This is a genomic window from Neisseria sp. HMSC068C04 (assembly GCF_001810105.1).
GTDB classification, from domain to species: Bacteria; Pseudomonadota; Gammaproteobacteria; order Burkholderiales; family Neisseriaceae; genus Neisseria; species Neisseria flavescens_B.
In genome coordinates, this window is record NZ_KV799909.1 from 1 (window position 1) to 16,009 (window position 16,009).

A 16,009-nucleotide genomic window follows, 5' to 3' on the forward strand; every position below is an offset into this window, starting at 1 on the left:
CGGTTTGCTACGTTCAAATTTTTCCTTAGCCATGAGCTAATTCCTTTACATATAAAGATCGATTAAAGAACAATGGCCGTCTGAAAATTTATTTTCAGTTTCAGACGGCCTTTTCTGATTAGCCTTTGCGGGCTTCAGTTACAGCAGCAGCTACGTGAGCAGGAGCTTCAGCGTATTTTTTGAACTCCATGGAGTAAGTAGCGCGGCCTTGGGTTGCAGAACGCAGGTCGGTTGAGTAACCGAACATTTCTGCCAGAGGTACTTCGGCGCGAACTTTCTTACCGCCGATACCGTCATCATCCATACCCAATACAACGCCACGACGACGGTTCAAGTCGCCCATTACGTCACCCATGTATTCTTCAGGTGTTTCCACCTCAACTGCCATGATTGGTTCCAACAGAGCCGGATTGGCTTTACGCATACCTTCTTTAAAGGCTTGAGAAGCTGCCAATTCAAAGGCTAGTTGTGAAGAGTCGACATCATGCGAAGAACCGAAGATCAAACGTACGCGTACGTCAACTACTGGGTAGCCTGCAACGATACCGTTAGGCAGAGTGTCACGGATACCTTTATCGACAGAAGGAATGAATTCGCGAGGAATCACACCACCTTTAATTTCGTCGATAAATTCGTAACCTGCACCACCCGGCTCCATAGGTTCCATTTTGATCACAACGTGACCGTATTGACCTTTACCACCGGATTGTTTAGCGTGTTTGTATTCAGCTTCAACTTCTTTGCGGATAGTTTCACGGTATGCAACTTGAGGCGCACCAATGTTAGCTTCCACACCGAATTCGCGTTTCATACGGTCAACAATAATTTCCAAGTGCAATTCACCCATACCGGAAATAATGGTTTGACCGGATTCTTCGTCTGTACGAACACGGAAAGAAGGGTCTTCTTTAGCCAGACGGTTCAGGGCAATACCCATTTTCTCTTGGTCAGCTTTGGTTTTCGGCTCAACGGCAATATGGATTACCGGCTCAGGGAATTCCATGCGTTCCAAGATAATCGGCGCGCTTTCTGCGCACAAGGTTTCACCGGTAGTAACGTCTTTCAGACCGATAGCAGCGGCGATATCGCCAGCGCGTACTTCTTCAATTTCAGTACGGTCCGCAGCAGTCATTTGCACCAAACGACCGATACGTTCACGAGTACCTTTTACAGAGTTCAATACGGTATCACCGGATTTCACGACACCAGAGTAAACGCGGATGAAAGTCAGCTGACCAACGTATTTGTCGTTCAACATTTTGAACGCCAATGCAGAGAATTTCTCTTCATCGCTGGCTTGGCGGCTGTCTGCTTCTTCAGTGTTAGGGTTAACACCTTGAACAGGAGGGATGTCGGTAGGAGCAGGCAACAATTCTACTACTGCGTCCAACATACGTTGAACACCTTTGTTTTTAAATGCAGAACCACACAACATTGGTTGGATTTCACCTGCCAAAGTACGTTGACGCAATGCGCCTACGATTTCTTCTTCGGTTAGCTCTTCACCACCCAAGTATTTATCCATCAATTCTTCGCTGGCTTCTGCTGCGGCTTCAATCATGTTTTGACGCCATTCTTCAGCAGTTTCAACCAACTCAGCAGGAATATCACCATAGGTAAAGGTTGTACCTTTATCAGCTTCGTTCCAGATGATAGATTTCATTTTCAGCAGATCAACAACACCACTGAAGCTATCTTCTGCACCAACCGGGATTACGATAGGTACAGGGTTTGCGCGCAAACGGGTTTTCATTTGCTCGACAACGCGGAAGAAGTTGGCACCTTGACGGTCCATTTTGTTTACAAATGCCAAGCGAGGAACTTGGTATTTGTTGGCTTGACGCCATACGGTTTCGGATTGAGGTTGAACACCACCTACTGCACAGTAAACCATTACTGCACCGTCCAATACACGCATAGAACGCTCTACCTCTACGGTAAAGTCAACGTGTCCCGGGGTATCGATGATGTTGAAACGGTGTTCAGGGAACTGTTTCGCCATACCGGACCAATAAGAAGTCACAGCAGCAGAAGTAATGGTAATACCACGCTCTTGCTCTTGTTCCATGTAGTCGGTAGTTGCTGCGCCGTCATGCACCTCACCCAACTTGTGAGTCAAACCTGTATAGAACAGAATACGTTCTGTTGTGGTTGTTTTACCCGCGTCAATATGGGCAGAAATACCAATATTGCGATACAGGCTGATAGGGGTCTTACGAGCCATTTTGTTAGCCTTTCGATATTAGAAACGGAAGTGAGAGAATGCTTTGTTAGCTTCAGCCATACGGTGTACTTCTTCACGTTTTTTCAACGCACCGCCACGACCTTCAGCCGCATCAATCAATTCGCCTGCCAAACGCAGGTCCATAGATTTCTCACCACGTTTACGGGCCGCGTCGCGAACCCAGCGCATTGCCAAAGCCAGACGACGTGAAGGACGAACTTCAACAGGAACTTGGTAGTTTGCACCACCTACACGGCGGCTTTTCACTTCCACGATAGGTTTGGCGTTTGCAATGGCTTCGTTAAATACTTCGATTGCTACTTTGCCGGTTTTTTTCTCAATTTGTTCCAGCGCACCGTAAACGATACGTTCTGCAACAGATTTTTTACCGTCAATCATCAATACGTTCATAAATTTAGTCAGCTCAACGCTGCCGAATTTAGGATCTGGCAGTACGTCGCGCTTAGGGACTTCTCTACGTCTTGGCATTTTAATTTCCTTTAATCTATTCAGTTGGGTCAATTCCCATGAATACCCAATTGAGTATTCACTTACTCGGCCGTTGTTCAGCTTAGGCGGCCGACGTGCCTATTTGAGTCCCGATAATTATTTAGGACGCTTAGCACCGTATTTAGAACGGGCTTGTTTACGGTCTTTAACACCTGCAGTATCCAAAGAACCGCGTACAGTGTGGTAACGTACACCTGGCAAGTCTTTTACACGACCGCCGCGAATCAATACGACGCTGTGCTCTTGCAGGTTGTGGCCTTCACCGCCGATATATGAAATGACTTCAAAACCGTTGGTCAGGCGAACTTTACATACTTTACGCAATGCAGAGTTAGGTTTTTTAGGGGTAGTTGTGTATACACGGGTGCACACGCCACGTTTTTGCGGGCAAGCTTCCAGTGCAGGCACTTTGTTTACGTACACAGGCTTTTGACGGCCTTTGCGTACCAATTGGTTAATAGTTGGCATATTTTCTCGTCCTGTTGAGTTAAATACTTGCCGACACCATGTCGACAAGATTGGAATTATATTTTTATTGCAAGGGTTTAGTCAAGCAAATGACTGATAAAGTTTGGTGTTTTCCAATTTATGTCTAAATTTTGGAAACAAAGGCCGTCTGAAAGATTCAGACGGCCTTTGGCATTTTAAACAAGTCCGCAATTTGGTTCTCTACTTATTTTTTTCTTCATTGCTTTCCTTATTTATTCAGACGGCCTTAAACTCCACCCTCTTTTATGTCCTCTAAAAAATAAAACCGCAAGACTGGCTTGCGGTTTTATTTTCACAATAATCCCAAGGGATTATTCGTCTGAAGCTTCGGTTTCAGAAGTTTCTTGATCAGCTTGCTGCCATTGTTGATGACGGCTGCGGTGATAGGTTAAACCTGTACCGGCAGGAATCAAACGACCGACAATCACGTTCTCTTTCAAACCGCGCAGCTCGTCTTGTTTGCCCATAATAGCGGCCTCTGTCAAGACGCGTGTTGTTTCTTGGAACGATGCCGCAGAAATGAAGCTGTCTGTAGACAAGGAAGCTTTGGTAATACCCAGCAACACGTTTTCATAACGTGCAGGCTCTTTGTCTTCAGCCATGGCTTTTTCATTGGCAAGCATCACATCGCCACGCTCAACTTGCTCACCGGTAATGAACTCTGTATCACCGGAATCAACAATGTTCACTCGACGCAGCATTTGACGGATGATGACTTCGATGTGTTTATCGGAAATCTTCACACCTTGCAGGCGGTAAACCTCTTGCACCTCTTGAACAATGTAGCGAGCCAATGCTTCGATACCTTGCAGACGCAGAATGTCGTGTGGGTCTACGGCACCGTCTACGATGGTTTCACCGCGGTTTACCACTTGACCGTCGTGTACCAAAATCTGTTTCTCTTTAGAAATCAGGGTTTCGTATGCTACACCGTCTACGTCGGTAATAATCAGACGCTGTTTACCTTTGGTTTCTTTACCGAAGGAAACAGTACCTGTAATTTCTGCCAACATACCTGCATCTTTCGGCACGCGTGCTTCAAACAATTCGGCTACGCGTGGCAGACCACCGGTAATATCGCGGGTTTTAGAAGACGCTTGCGGAATACGCGCCAATACATCACCCTTACCGACTTCCTGACCTTCACGGATGGTAATCACCGCACCGACCGGGAATGCCATAGAAACTGGGGTAGTCGTACCAGGGATGCAAATTTCCAGACCGTTTTCATCCAACAGTTTGACAGTCGGACGCAACAGTTTAGAAGCACTAGAGGAACGACGTTTACCGTCAATCACTACCAGAGTAGACAAACCGGTGACATCGTCAGTTTGTTTCGCAACGGTAACACCCTCTTCCACGTTTTCGAATTTCACCGTACCTGCGTGTTCGGTGATCATCGGACGGGTATGCGGATCCCAAGTTGCCAAAGTTTGACCGGCTTTAATGGCTTCGCCGTCTTGTACCAGCAGGATTGCACCGTAAGGTACTTTGTGACGTTCACGTTCGCGACCGATATCGTCGTGAATCACTACTTCACAAGAACGGCCGATGACAACCAACTCGCCTTTGTTGTTGGCAACATAACGCATTTGGCTGCTGAAACGTGCTGTACCGTTGGATTTGGCTTCTACTTGGCTGGCCGCTGCCGCACGAGATGCCGCACCACCGATGTGGAACGTACGCATGGTCAGCTGAGTACCTGGTTCACCAATGGATTGTGCAGCAATCACACCAACTGCCTCACCAGCGTTAACCAGTTTACCGCGTGCCAAGTCGCGGCCATAACAGTGTGCACACAGGCCATGACGGGTTTTACAAGTAATCGGAGTACGGACTTTGACTTCATCGACACCGGATTGGTCGATCATATCTACCAGTTTCTCGGTCAACAACGTACCGGCTTCAACCAAAGTCTCGCCAGTCGAAGGATCGACAACATCAGAAGCAGTAACGCGGCCCAAAATACGATCGCGCAAGGCTTCAATCACATCACCGCCTTGTACCACTGCCTTCATCACAAAGCCGTCTGAAGTACCGCAATCGTCTTCAACAACCACCAAGTCTTGGGTTACGTCTACCAAACGACGGGTCAGGTAACCGGAGTTTGCAGTTTTCAACGCGGTATCCGCCAAACCCTTACGTGCACCGTGGGTCGCAATAAAGTATTGCAATACGGTCAGACCTTCGCGGAAGTTGGAGGTAATAGGCGTTTCAATAATGGAGCCGTCAGGTTTTGCCATCAAACCACGCATACCGGACAACTGTTTAATCTGAGCCGCAGAACCACGGGCACCAGAGTCAGCCATCATGTAAATAGAGTTAAAGGACTCTTGATCAACTTCGTTGCCGTCACGGTCGATGACTTTTTGTTTGGACAGGTTGTCCATCATCGCTTTAGCGATCTTATCGCCGGCACGACCCCAAATATCGACTACTTTGTTGTAACGTTCGCCGTTGGTTACCAAACCTTGACGGTATTGGTCTTCGATTTCTTTAACTTCGGCATTGGCTTCAGCCAACAAGGCCGCTTTTTCTTTCGGAATTTCCATGTCGTCAACAGCAATGGAAATACCGCCTTTGGCTGCAAATCCGAAACCGGTGTACATCAAGTGGTCGGCGAAAATAACCGTATCGCGTAAGCCGCACAGACGGAACGATGCGTTAATCAGCTTGGAAATTTCTTTTTTCTTCAGCGCTTTGTTGATGTATTCAAACGGCAGGCCTTTAGGCAGGATTTCGCTCAACAATGCACGACCAACGGTAGTTTCGTAGCGGGTAACGACAGACTCGAATTCGCCGGCTTCATTTTTCACCCATTCGCGCAGACGTACGGTGATTTTCGTACCCAGCTCAACCTGTTTGGTATGGTATGCACGATGCACTTCTTTCACATCAGCAAACAGACTGCCCTCACCTTTGGCATTGATACGGTCGCGGGTCATGTAGTACAAGCCCAATACGATGTCTTGGGAAGGTACGATAATCGGTTCGCCGTTGGCAGGAGACAATACGTTGTTTGAAGCCAGCATCAGCGTGCGTGCTTCCATTTGTGCTTCCAAGCTCAATGGAACGTGTACAGCCATTTGGTCACCGTCAAAGTCGGCGTTAAATGCGGCACACACCAATGGGTGCAACTGAATCGCTTTACCTTCGATCAGGATAGGTTCGAACGCTTGAATACCCAAACGGTGCAGGGTTGGCGCACGGTTCAGCATAATCGGATGTTCGCGGATTACTTCTTCCAAAATATCCCATACTTCAGGTACTTCTTGTTCTACCAATTTTTTCGCAGCTTTAACGGTAGAAGCCAAACCTTGTTTTTCCAATTTGTGGAAAATGAATGGTTTGAACAGTTCCAAAGCCATTTTTTTCGGCAGACCACATTGGTGCAGACGCAGGTATGGGCCTACGGTAATCACGGAACGACCAGAGTAGTCCACACGTTTACCCAGCAGGTTTTGACGGAAGCGGCCGCCTTTACCTTTAATCATGTCAGCCAATGATTTCAGCGGACGTTTGTTGGCACCGGTCATGGCTTTACCGCGACGGCCGTTATCCAACAGAGAGTCAACTGCTTCTTGCAACATACGTTTTTCATTACGAACGATGATGTCAGGCGCATGCAGTTCCAACAGACGTTTCAAACGGTTGTTACGGTTGATAACGCGGCGGTACAAATCGTTCAAATCGGAAGTGGCAAAACGACCGCCATCCAATGGAACCAACGGACGCAAATCAGGTGGTAATACCGGCAGCACATCCATAATCATCCATTCCAGTTTCATACCGGAACGGTGGAAGGCTTCCAATACTTTCAAACGTTTGGCGATTTTTTTGATTTTGGTGTCAGAACCGGTAGATTCCAGCTCTTGACGCAGGATTTCGATTTCACCGGTAATATCCAAGGTGCGCAGCAATTCGCGGATACCTTCTGCACCCATTTTGGCATCGAAGTCGTCGCCGTATTCGTCCAGTTTGTTGTAGTAATCGTCTTCAGTCAGCAATTGACGACGTTGCAACGGAGTCATGCCGGGATCGGTTACCACAAATGCTTCAAAGTACAATACGCGTTCGATATCGCGCAAAGTCATGTCCAATACCATACCCAGGCGGGAAGGCAGGGATTTCAAGAACCAAATATGGGCAACTGGTGCAGCCAATTCAATGTGGCCCATGCGTTCGCGGCGTACTTTGGACAGGGTCACTTCTACACCACATTTTTCACAGGTTACGCCTTTAAATTTCAAGCGTTTATATTTACCGCACAAACATTCATAGTCTTTGACCGGGCCAAAGATTTTGGCGCAGAACAGACCGTCGCGCTCAGGTTTGAACGTACGGTAGTTGATGGTTTCAGGTTTTTTAACTTCGCCATAAGACCATGAGCGGATGGTTTCGGGAGAGGCAATACCGATTTTGATGGCATCAAACTCTTCTTCCATGCCGGCAGTTTGCAACGGATTAAATAAGTTCAACAAATTCATTTTTGCTCCTTGAAGGAAGTATTTTTACCGCATGGCGGATTTTCGATATTGGGAAACGGTACTTTTGATTTCAGACGGCCCAAATGCCGATTGCTTCATTCTTATTCTGAAACCGCTTTTTCAGACGACCTTGAAAGGCCGTCTGAAAACTTCTGTTTAGTAGCGTTCCAAATCGATATCCAAGCCCAGTGAGCGAATCTCTTTAACCAATACGTTGAAGGATTCAGGCATACCGGCATCGATTTTGTGTTCGCCTTTGACGATGTTTTCGTACATTTTGGTACGGCCGTTCACGTCGTCAGACTTCACAGTCAGCATCTCTTGCAGCGTGTATGCCGCACCGTATGCTTCCAATGCCCAAACCTCCATCTCACCGAAACGTTGGCCACCGAACTGAGCTTTACCGCCCAGAGGCTGCTGGGTAACCAGACTGTACGGACCGGTAGAACGGGCGTGCATTTTTTCGTCAACCAAGTGGTGCAGTTTCAGATAGTGCATCACACCGACTGTAACCTTACGGTCAAATGCTTCGCCTGAACGGCCGTCATACAGCGTAATTTGAGTTTTACTGTCGTTAAAGCCCAGTTTCTCAACCTCAGGATCTTCGCTTGGGTAAGCCAAGTTCAACATTTCGCGGATTTCAGACTCTTTCGCACCGTCGAATACAGGAGAGGCGAAAGATGCACCTTTACGCAGGTTGGAAGCCAATTCGATAATTTCTTCATCTGTCAGGCTGTCCAAATCTTCTTTCTTACCGCTACTGTTGTACAGCTTGTTCAAGAATTCACGCAGCTCGCTGGCTTTGCGTTGCTCTTTCAGCATACGGTCGATGCGTTCGCCGATACCTTTTGCCGCCCAACCCAAGTGAACTTCCAAAATCTGACCGATGTTCATACGGGAAGGTACGCCCAATGGGTTTAGTACAATGTCTACCGGACGGCCGTCAGCCATGTAAGGCATATCTTCCACTGGCAAAATGCGTGATACCACACCTTTGTTACCGTGGCGACCCGCCATTTTGTCACCGGCTTGCAGACGGCGTTTGATGGCGATAAATACTTTCACCATTTTTTGTACGCCCGGTTGCAGCTCGTCGCCTTGGGTCAGTTTTTTCTTCTTAATCTCATACAACTCATCCGCTTCTTCGCGTTTTTGTTGCAGGCTCAATTTAATCAGTTCCAACTGTTTGGCCAAGTCTTCGTCAGCCAGACGGATGTCAAACCAATCATGTTTGCTGGACAGGCTTGCCAAATATTCAGTAGTGATTTCACTGCCTTTAGCCAGCTTCATCGGACCACCATTGGCTTTTTGACCCACAATCATACGTTCGATACGGTCGAATGCGTCATTATCGAAAATACGCAATTGATCGCCCAAATCTTGACGGTAACGTTTCAATTCAGAATCAATAATGGATTGAGCACGTTTGTCGCGTTGAATGCCTTCACGAGTAAAGACTTGAACATCGATAACGGTACCGCTCATGCCGGTAGGCATACGCAATGAAGTATCTTTTACGTCAGATGCTTTTTCACCGAAAATGGCACGCAGCAGTTTTTCTTCAGGAGTCAGTTGGGTTTCGCCTTTAGGTGTTACTTTACCTACCAAGACGTCACCGGCTTCTACTTCTGCACCGATATATACGATACCGGATTCATCCAAACGGTTTTGCATACGTTCGGACAAGTTCGGAATATCGCGGGTAATGTCTTCTGCACCCAATTTAGTGTCACGTGCGACAACGTTCAGCTCTTCAATGTGAATCGAAGTGTAACGATCGTCCGCAGCCACTTTTTCTGAAATCAGAATCGAGTCTTCGTAGTTGTAACCGTTCCATGGCATAAAGGCGATGGTCATGTTTTGACCCAAAGCCAACTCGCCCAAGTCGGTAGATGCACCGTCGGCTACCAAGTCGCCACGTTGCAACACATCGCCTGCTTTTACGGCCGGACGTTGGTTGATATTGGTAGATTGGTTAGAACGGGTAAATTTAACCAAGTTGTAAATATCGACACCCACTTCACCTGCAGTCGCTTCATCATCATGAACACGAACGACGACGCGGTTGGCATCTACATACTCAACCACACCGCCACGGCGGGCAACGATTGCTGTTGCAGAGTCAACGGCAACAGAGCGCTCGATACCAGTGCCAACCATTGGTTTTTCAGGACGCAGGCACGGTACGGCCTGACGTTGCATGTTGGCACCCATCAATGCACGGTTCGCGTCATCATGTTCCAAAAATGGAATCAGAGATGCTGCAACTGATACCACTTGACCGGTTGCCACGTCCATATATTGAACGCGGTCAGGCGTTGCCATAATGGTTTCGCCTTTTTCACGACAAGTAACCAAGTCGCCAATCAGATTACCATCTTTGTCCAAATCGGCATTCGCCTGTGCAATTACATAACGGCCTTCTTCGATAGCAGACAAGTAGTCGATTTCTTCAGTTACTTTACCATCGACAACACGGCGGTAAGGGGTTTCCAAGAAGCCATAATCATTGGTACGCGCATAAACGGACAATGAGTTGATCAAACCAATGTTTGGACCTTCAGGTGTTTCAATAGGACATACACGTCCATAATGGGTCGGGTGTACGTCTCGCACCTCAAAGCCTGCACGTTCGCGAGTCAAACCGCCAGGGCCCAATGCAGATACACGGCGTTTATGGGTTACTTCAGACAATGGGTTGGTCTGATCCATAAATTGGCTCAATTGGCTGGAGCCGAAGAATTCTTTAATCGCGGCAGAAACAGGTTTTGCATTGATCAAGTCATGCGGCATCAAGTTCTCAGATTCTGCTTGGTTCAAACGCTCTTTAACTGCACGTTCTACACGAGCCAAACCACTGCGGAATTGGTTTTCAGTCAACTCACCCACAGAACGAACACGACGATTACCCAAGTGGTCGATATCGTCTACTTCGCCATGACCGTTACGCAGTTCAACCAATGTAGCAATCGAAGCAACAATGTCTTCAACGCTCAGAACGTAACCACCTTTTTCAGCTGCGCCAGCCAAAGTTTCGTTCAGCAAACGGCCATACCAAGAGTTTTGTTGTGCTTCAGACAATTTTTGCTCGTATGTGCGCGTATTAAATTTCATACGGCCTACGCGAGACAAATCATAGCTGTCTTCACTGAAGAACAAGCGGTTGAAGAGCTGCTCAACAGCTTCTTCGGTAGGCGGTTCACCTGGACGCATCATGCGGTAAATCGCTACGCGTGCAGCCTGCTGATCAGCAGTTTCGTCTGTACGCAGAGTGCTGGAGATGTAGCCGCCTTGATCCAATTCATTGATATAAAGGGTCGTAATTTCTTTTACGCCATGGATATCAAGTTTAGCCAACAGTTCTTCTGTAATTTCATCGTTAGCAGACGCCAATACCTCGCCGGTTTCCGGATCAATCAGGTCAGCAGCCAATGCTTTGCCTATCAGGCTTTCTGGCTCTACATCCAAACGAGTCAAGCCTGCATTGGTAATATCACGGATATTTTTCGCAGTAATGCGTTTACCTTTGGCAACCAGTACATTACCTTCTTTATCCAAGATATCAACTTTGGCAGTTTCACCTTTCAGACGGCCTGCAATCAGATCAGTTTGAACACCGTTTGAAGACAAATAGAAAGTTTCTTTGTCGTAGAAAATATCCAAGATTTGTTCATTGTTGTAGCCCAAAGCTTTCAACAAAATCGTAACCGGCATTTTACGGCGACGGTCGATACGGAAATACAGCAAATCTTTTGGATCAAATTCGAAATCCAACCATGAACCACGGTAAGGAATAATACGAGCAGAGAACAACAACTTACCGGAAGAATGTGTTTTACCACGGTCATGCTCAAAGAACACGCCAGGAGAACGGTGCAGCTGGGAAACAATCACACGCTCAGTACCATTGATGACAAAAGAGCCACTTGGCGTCATCAATGGGATTTCGCCCATATACACTTCGTTTTCACGAACTTCTTTTACAGTCGGCTTAGATGCTTCTTTATCCAAAATTACCAAACGGATACGGGCACGCAATGGGGCCGCATAAGTAATGCCACGCAATTGACATTCAGGAATATCGAACAAAGGCTCGCCCAATGTGTAATGCACAAACTCCAATCGCGCATAACCGTTATGGCTCACAATCGGGAAAATAGAATTAAATGCTGCTTGCAGACCATCATCAGTGCGTTGGTCAAAAGCATTTTCCAGCTGCAAAAATTTCGCATAAGAATCAATTTGGGTTGCCAGCAGGAAAGGAACATCTAAGACATTCTCTCGCTTTGCAAAACTCTTACGGATACGTTTTTTCTCGGTAAACGAATAGCTCATATACACTCCGAAAAGCAATTTTAAATAATAGGCCGTCTGAAACAACGGCATGCATCAACCTGATATTTACATTTATTTGCAATGGTTTCATAAAGACTATGCAAATAAATGTAAACAATGCCTGATGCTTATTTTAAGAAGCAAAATAAGGCTGGCAGAAAACTGCCAGCCTTCATAGGAAGCATCAAATTATTTGATTTCGACTTTAGCGCCGGCTTCTTCCAGTTGTTTTTGGATGTCTTCAGCTTCAGCTTTAGAAACACCTTCTTTCAGAGTTTTAGGTGCACCGTCAACGATGTCTTTAGCTTCTTTCAGACCCAGACCAGTGATAGCGCGGACAACTTTGATCACGCCAACTTTTTGATCACCGGCAGAAGCCAATACTACGTCGAATTCAGTTTTTTCTTCAGCAGCAGCTGCACCAGCACCCGCAGGACCTGCAACTGCAACTGCAGCAGCAGAAACGCCAAATTTTTCTTCAAAAGCTTTAACCAGGTCGTTCAATTCCATTACGGTCAAAGAACCAACGGCTTCCAAAATGTCTTCTTTAGTAATAGCCATGCTATTTATACTCCAAATATTGTATTAAAAAATAATTGATTAAATGAAACAAAATCGATTAAGCGGCTTCTTCGCCAGCTTTTTTCTCTGCCAAAGCAGCCAAACCACGTGCAAAGCCTGATACAGGAGCTTGCATAACGAACAACAGTTTGGACAACAGCTCTTCGCGGCTTGGAATAGAAGCCAACTCAGCAACCTGAGCAGGATTCATCACTTCGCCATTGTAAGAACCAGCTTTAACGATAATTTTGTCATCTTTTTTCGCGAATTGGTGCAGCACTTTAGCAGCAGCAACAGCATCTTCAGAAGCAGCGTAAACCAATGGACCAACCATTTGATCGGCCAAACCTGCAAATGAAGTACCCTCTACTGCGCGACGAGCTAGAGTATTTTTCAGAACGCGCAAGTAAACGCCTTCTTTACGTGCATTCGCACGAAGCTCAGTCATGCTGGAAACACTGATACCGCGATATTCAGCGACTACGAGAGTTTGAGCGTTAGCAATTGCTGCGCTAATTTCCTCTACGGCCACTTTCTTGGTTTCAATATTGAGACTCAAGGTCTACCTCCCACTGTTTATAAACAGGATACCGAAATGATATCCCACCAGCGCGGTAACCTAAAAAGACATCTTACAAGCAATCTTGCAATGTGTTTCAGGACTACCGTCTGCGTAGGGCAGTTACGATTAAATCTTACGATCCCTACGGTCTTGGACATCTACTTAATTTTAAGTAGCCCAAATTCAGGCAATCCAGAAGACCGGATCACCTGAAAATTTCTTAGTTGTTCACGCTTGCAGTATCAACGCGAACACCCAAACCCATAGTGCTGGATACAGCAACTTTTTTCAGGTACTGACCTTTAGCAGCAGCAGGTTTGGCTTTAACGATAGCATCCAGCAACGCATTGAAGTTTTCTTTTAAGTCAGCTTCAGCGAAAGAAGCACGACCGATAGTTGCATGAACGATACCGGCTTTATCTGTACGGTATTGTACTTGACCTGCTTTTGCATTTTTAACTGCTTCAGCAACGTTAGGAGTAACAGTACCTACTTTAGGGTTTGGCATCAAACCACGAGGACCCAAGATAGTACCCAATTGACCAACGATACGCATTGCATCAGGGGAAGCAATAACAACGTCAAAGTTCAGGTTACCAGCTTTGATTTCAGTGGCCAGATCTTCAAAACCGACAATATCTGCACCAGCTTCTTTAGCAGCATCTGCATTTGCACCTTGGGTAAATACAGCTACGCGAGTTGTTTTACCGGTACCTTTAGGCAGAACGACTGAACCACGAATAACTTGGTCAGATTTACGAGGATCAACACCCAAGTTGAAAGATACGTCAACAGACTCGTCGAATTTAGCAGTAGCAGCTTTTTTAACCAAAGCAATTGCTTCATCGATTGCGTACAGTTTGTTAGCTTCAACAGAAGAGCGCAGAGCTTTCAAGCGTTTAGATACTTTAGCCATTATACAACACCCTCCACATCCAAGCCCATTGAGCGAGCAGAGCCGGCGATAGTACGAACAGCCGCATCCAAGTCAGCAGCAGTCAAATCAGGCTCTTTAGTTTTAGCAATTTCTTCCAACTGAGCGCGGGTCAATTTACCCACTTTGTTAGTCAGAGGATTAGAACTACCTTTTTGCAGACCAGCAGCTTTTTTCAACAAGATAGAAGCTGGTGGGGTTTTCATCACAAATGTGAATGATTTATCTGCAAATGCAGTGATCACGACTGGAATTGGCAAACCAGGCTCCATACCTTGGGTTGCAGCATTAAATGCTTTACAGAATTCCATGATGTTCAAACCACGTTGACCCAAAGCAGGACCAACTGGGGGAGATGGATTGGCTTTACCTGCAGGAATTTGCAGTTTGATGTAGCCGATAATTTTCTTTGCCACTTAAGGACTCCTAAAAACGGGTATAACGCGGAACCATTCCGCTTCCCAAACAGAATTTGCGATTATATTCGCTTAAAAAAAATTTTTCAAGCGAATTAAACCACTTAAATCTTTTCAACCTGACCGAACTCTAATTCAACCGGTGTTTCACGACCAAAAATCTGAACTGAAACACGCAGTCTATTACGCTCGTAGTTAACCTCATCAACAATCCCATTGAAATCAGCAAATGGACCCTCATTCACACGAACCTGCTGACCAACCTCGAATTCAACTTTTGGTTTTGGCTTCTCAACACCTGTTTTGGCTTGTTGCAAAATAGCATCTGCATCTTTTTGAGAAATTGGGATTGGACGATTTCCGCTACCACCTACAAAACCATTTACTCGAGGGGTACTCTTAACCAAGTGCCATGAGTCATCGGTCATTTCCATTTCAACCAACACATAGCCTGGATAGAATTTACGCTCACTGATGGTTTTTCGGCCATTCTTGATATCTACCACTTCCTCTACAGGAACAAGAATCTGACCGAAATATTCTTCCATGTTTTCACGAGCAATACGCTCTTTCAATGTTTTTTGAACATTTTTCTCGAAACCGGAATAGGCCTGTACCACATACCAACGCTTTGACATCTTTACCCTTTCCTATTTAATAAAACATCAAAAAACAACCATGAAATAATTGTATCTGCCGCATAAATGAAGGCTGCTAAAACTGCAACGAAGATAATCACAAATACAGTCATTTTGACCGCTTCATCACGGCTCGGCCAAACTACCTTCTTAAACTCAGTCCAAGAGCTCTTAAAATATGCAAACAGACCTTCTTTCTTTTCAGGAGCCGGCTTATTACTTACCACAACTTCCTTTTTCTGATGGTCTTCTTTGCGTCCAGACGGATGTTCTGTCATCTTTACTCACTTATCAATACCCCACCCGCCTTCATTTTAGATAGTGGCATTGATCCATTAATTAATTCCAAATAATCTTAAAACTTAAGTACAAAAAAATTAACCGGCACAAGGCCGGTTAATTTTTTATTTGGCAGGCCAAGAGGGTCTCGAACCCCCAACCCTCGGTTTTGGAGACCGATACTCTACCAATTGAGCTATTGGCCTCTAAACTTAAGCGATTACAGAAGAAACCACACCAGCACCTACGGTACGACCACCTTCGCGAATCGCAAAGCGCAGACCTTCTTCCATAGCGATAGGCGCAATCAGTTCTACAGTAATGGTTACGTTCTCACCTGGCATTACCATTTCTACACCTTCTTCCAAAGTAACTGCACCAGTTACGTCAGTAGTACGGAAGTAGAATTGTGGACGGTAGTTAGCGAAGAATGGAGTGTGACGACCACCCTCTTCTTTGCTCAGTACGTATACTTCTGCTTTGAATTTGGTGTGAGGAGTGATAGTACCTGGTTTAGCCAATACTTGACCACGCTCAACATCTTCACGTTTGGTACCACGCAGCAATACGCCTA

12 protein-coding genes and 1 tRNA gene are annotated in these 16,009 nt (G+C 46.0%); all 13 read right to left on the reverse strand.

Annotation, left to right across the window (positions count from 1 at the left end; translation table 11 throughout):
* Nucleotides 1-118: 118 nt before the first annotated feature.
* Nucleotides 119-2,224, reverse strand: a complete 2,106-nt coding sequence (gene fusA / locus HMPREF2700_RS01570) for an elongation factor G (protein ID WP_063076706.1) — start codon at nucleotides 2,222-2,224, stop codon at nucleotides 119-121.
* 18 nt (nucleotides 2,225-2,242) lie between these two features.
* Complete coding sequence (gene rpsG / locus HMPREF2700_RS01575; protein ID WP_002240962.1) at nucleotides 2,243-2,713, reverse strand: 30S ribosomal protein S7; 471 nt, start codon at nucleotides 2,711-2,713, stop codon at nucleotides 2,243-2,245.
* A gap of 117 nt (nucleotides 2,714-2,830) precedes the next feature.
* The gene (gene rpsL, locus HMPREF2700_RS01580) at nucleotides 2,831-3,202 is read right to left on the reverse strand and encodes a 30S ribosomal protein S12 (RefSeq protein WP_002218431.1); all 372 of its coding nucleotides are present in this window, start codon (nucleotides 3,200-3,202) and stop codon (nucleotides 2,831-2,833) included.
* 332 nt (nucleotides 3,203-3,534) lie between these two features.
* Entirely contained in the window at nucleotides 3,535-7,710 is a 4,176-nt protein-coding gene (gene rpoC, locus HMPREF2700_RS01585) for a DNA-directed RNA polymerase subunit beta' (RefSeq protein ID WP_070589495.1), read from the reverse strand.
* 156 nt (nucleotides 7,711-7,866) lie between these two features.
* The gene (gene rpoB, locus HMPREF2700_RS01590) at nucleotides 7,867-12,045 is read right to left on the reverse strand and encodes a DNA-directed RNA polymerase subunit beta (protein ID WP_070589497.1); all 4,179 of its coding nucleotides are present in this window, start codon (nucleotides 12,043-12,045) and stop codon (nucleotides 7,867-7,869) included.
* Between the two features lie 189 nt (nucleotides 12,046-12,234).
* Entirely contained in the window at nucleotides 12,235-12,606 is a 372-nt protein-coding gene (gene rplL / locus HMPREF2700_RS01595) for a 50S ribosomal protein L7/L12 (RefSeq protein WP_003677916.1), read from the reverse strand.
* 58 nt (nucleotides 12,607-12,664) lie between these two features.
* The gene (rplJ, locus tag HMPREF2700_RS01600; protein ID WP_003680699.1) at nucleotides 12,665-13,165 is read right to left on the reverse strand and encodes a 50S ribosomal protein L10; all 501 of its coding nucleotides are present in this window, start codon (nucleotides 13,163-13,165) and stop codon (nucleotides 12,665-12,667) included.
* A gap of 223 nt (nucleotides 13,166-13,388) precedes the next feature.
* On the reverse strand, nucleotides 13,389-14,084 hold the full coding sequence (gene rplA / locus HMPREF2700_RS01605; protein ID WP_070589499.1) for a 50S ribosomal protein L1: 696 nt from the start codon (nucleotides 14,082-14,084) through the stop codon (nucleotides 13,389-13,391).
* Complete coding sequence (rplK, locus tag HMPREF2700_RS01610; protein ID WP_002220151.1) at nucleotides 14,084-14,518, reverse strand: 50S ribosomal protein L11; 435 nt, start codon at nucleotides 14,516-14,518, stop codon at nucleotides 14,084-14,086. The genes rplA and rplK overlap by 1 nt, the downstream gene beginning before the upstream one ends.
* 104 nt (nucleotides 14,519-14,622) lie before the next feature.
* Complete coding sequence (gene nusG, locus HMPREF2700_RS01615; protein ID WP_003680697.1) at nucleotides 14,623-15,156, reverse strand: transcription termination/antitermination protein NusG; 534 nt, start codon at nucleotides 15,154-15,156, stop codon at nucleotides 14,623-14,625.
* 2 nt (nucleotides 15,157-15,158) lie between these two features.
* Nucleotides 15,159-15,434: a preprotein translocase subunit SecE gene (secE, locus tag HMPREF2700_RS01620; protein WP_003680696.1), complete on the reverse strand. Its 276-nt coding sequence runs from the start codon at nucleotides 15,432-15,434 to the stop codon at nucleotides 15,159-15,161.
* Between the two features lie 131 nt (nucleotides 15,435-15,565).
* A tRNA-Trp gene (locus tag HMPREF2700_RS01625) sits at nucleotides 15,566-15,641 on the reverse strand.
* 6 nt (nucleotides 15,642-15,647) lie between these two features.
* Nucleotides 15,648-16,009, reverse strand: a 362-nt coding sequence (locus HMPREF2700_RS01630) for an EF-Tu C-terminal domain-related protein (RefSeq protein ID WP_083303928.1), incomplete at its 5' end; no start/stop codon positions are given.

Bases quoted from the DNA above. Each gene is read 5' to 3' on its own strand.
- rpsL (WP_002218431.1), bottom strand. From the start codon at position 3,202: ATGCCAACTATTAACCAATTGGTACGCAAAGGCCGTCAAAAGCCTGTG.
- secE (WP_003680696.1), bottom strand. From the start codon at position 15,434: ATGACAGAACATCCGTCTGGACGCAAAGAAGACCATCAGAAAAAGGAA.
- rplA (WP_070589499.1), bottom strand. From the start codon at position 14,084: ATGGCTAAAGTATCTAAACGCTTGAAAGCTCTGCGCTCTTCTGTTGAA.
- rplL (WP_003677916.1), bottom strand. From the start codon at position 12,606: ATGGCTATTACTAAAGAAGACATTTTGGAAGCCGTTGGTTCTTTGACC.
- rpsG (WP_002240962.1), bottom strand. From the start codon at position 2,713: ATGCCAAGACGTAGAGAAGTCCCTAAGCGCGACGTACTGCCAGATCCT.
- rpoC (WP_070589495.1), bottom strand. From the start codon at position 7,710: ATGAATTTGTTGAACTTATTTAATCCGTTGCAAACTGCCGGCATGGAA.
- rpoB (WP_070589497.1), bottom strand. From the start codon at position 12,045: ATGAGCTATTCGTTTACCGAGAAAAAACGTATCCGTAAGAGTTTTGCA.
- nusG (WP_003680697.1), bottom strand. From the start codon at position 15,156: ATGTCAAAGCGTTGGTATGTGGTACAGGCCTATTCCGGTTTCGAGAAA.
- fusA (WP_063076706.1), bottom strand. From the start codon at position 2,224: ATGGCTCGTAAGACCCCTATCAGCCTGTATCGCAATATTGGTATTTCT.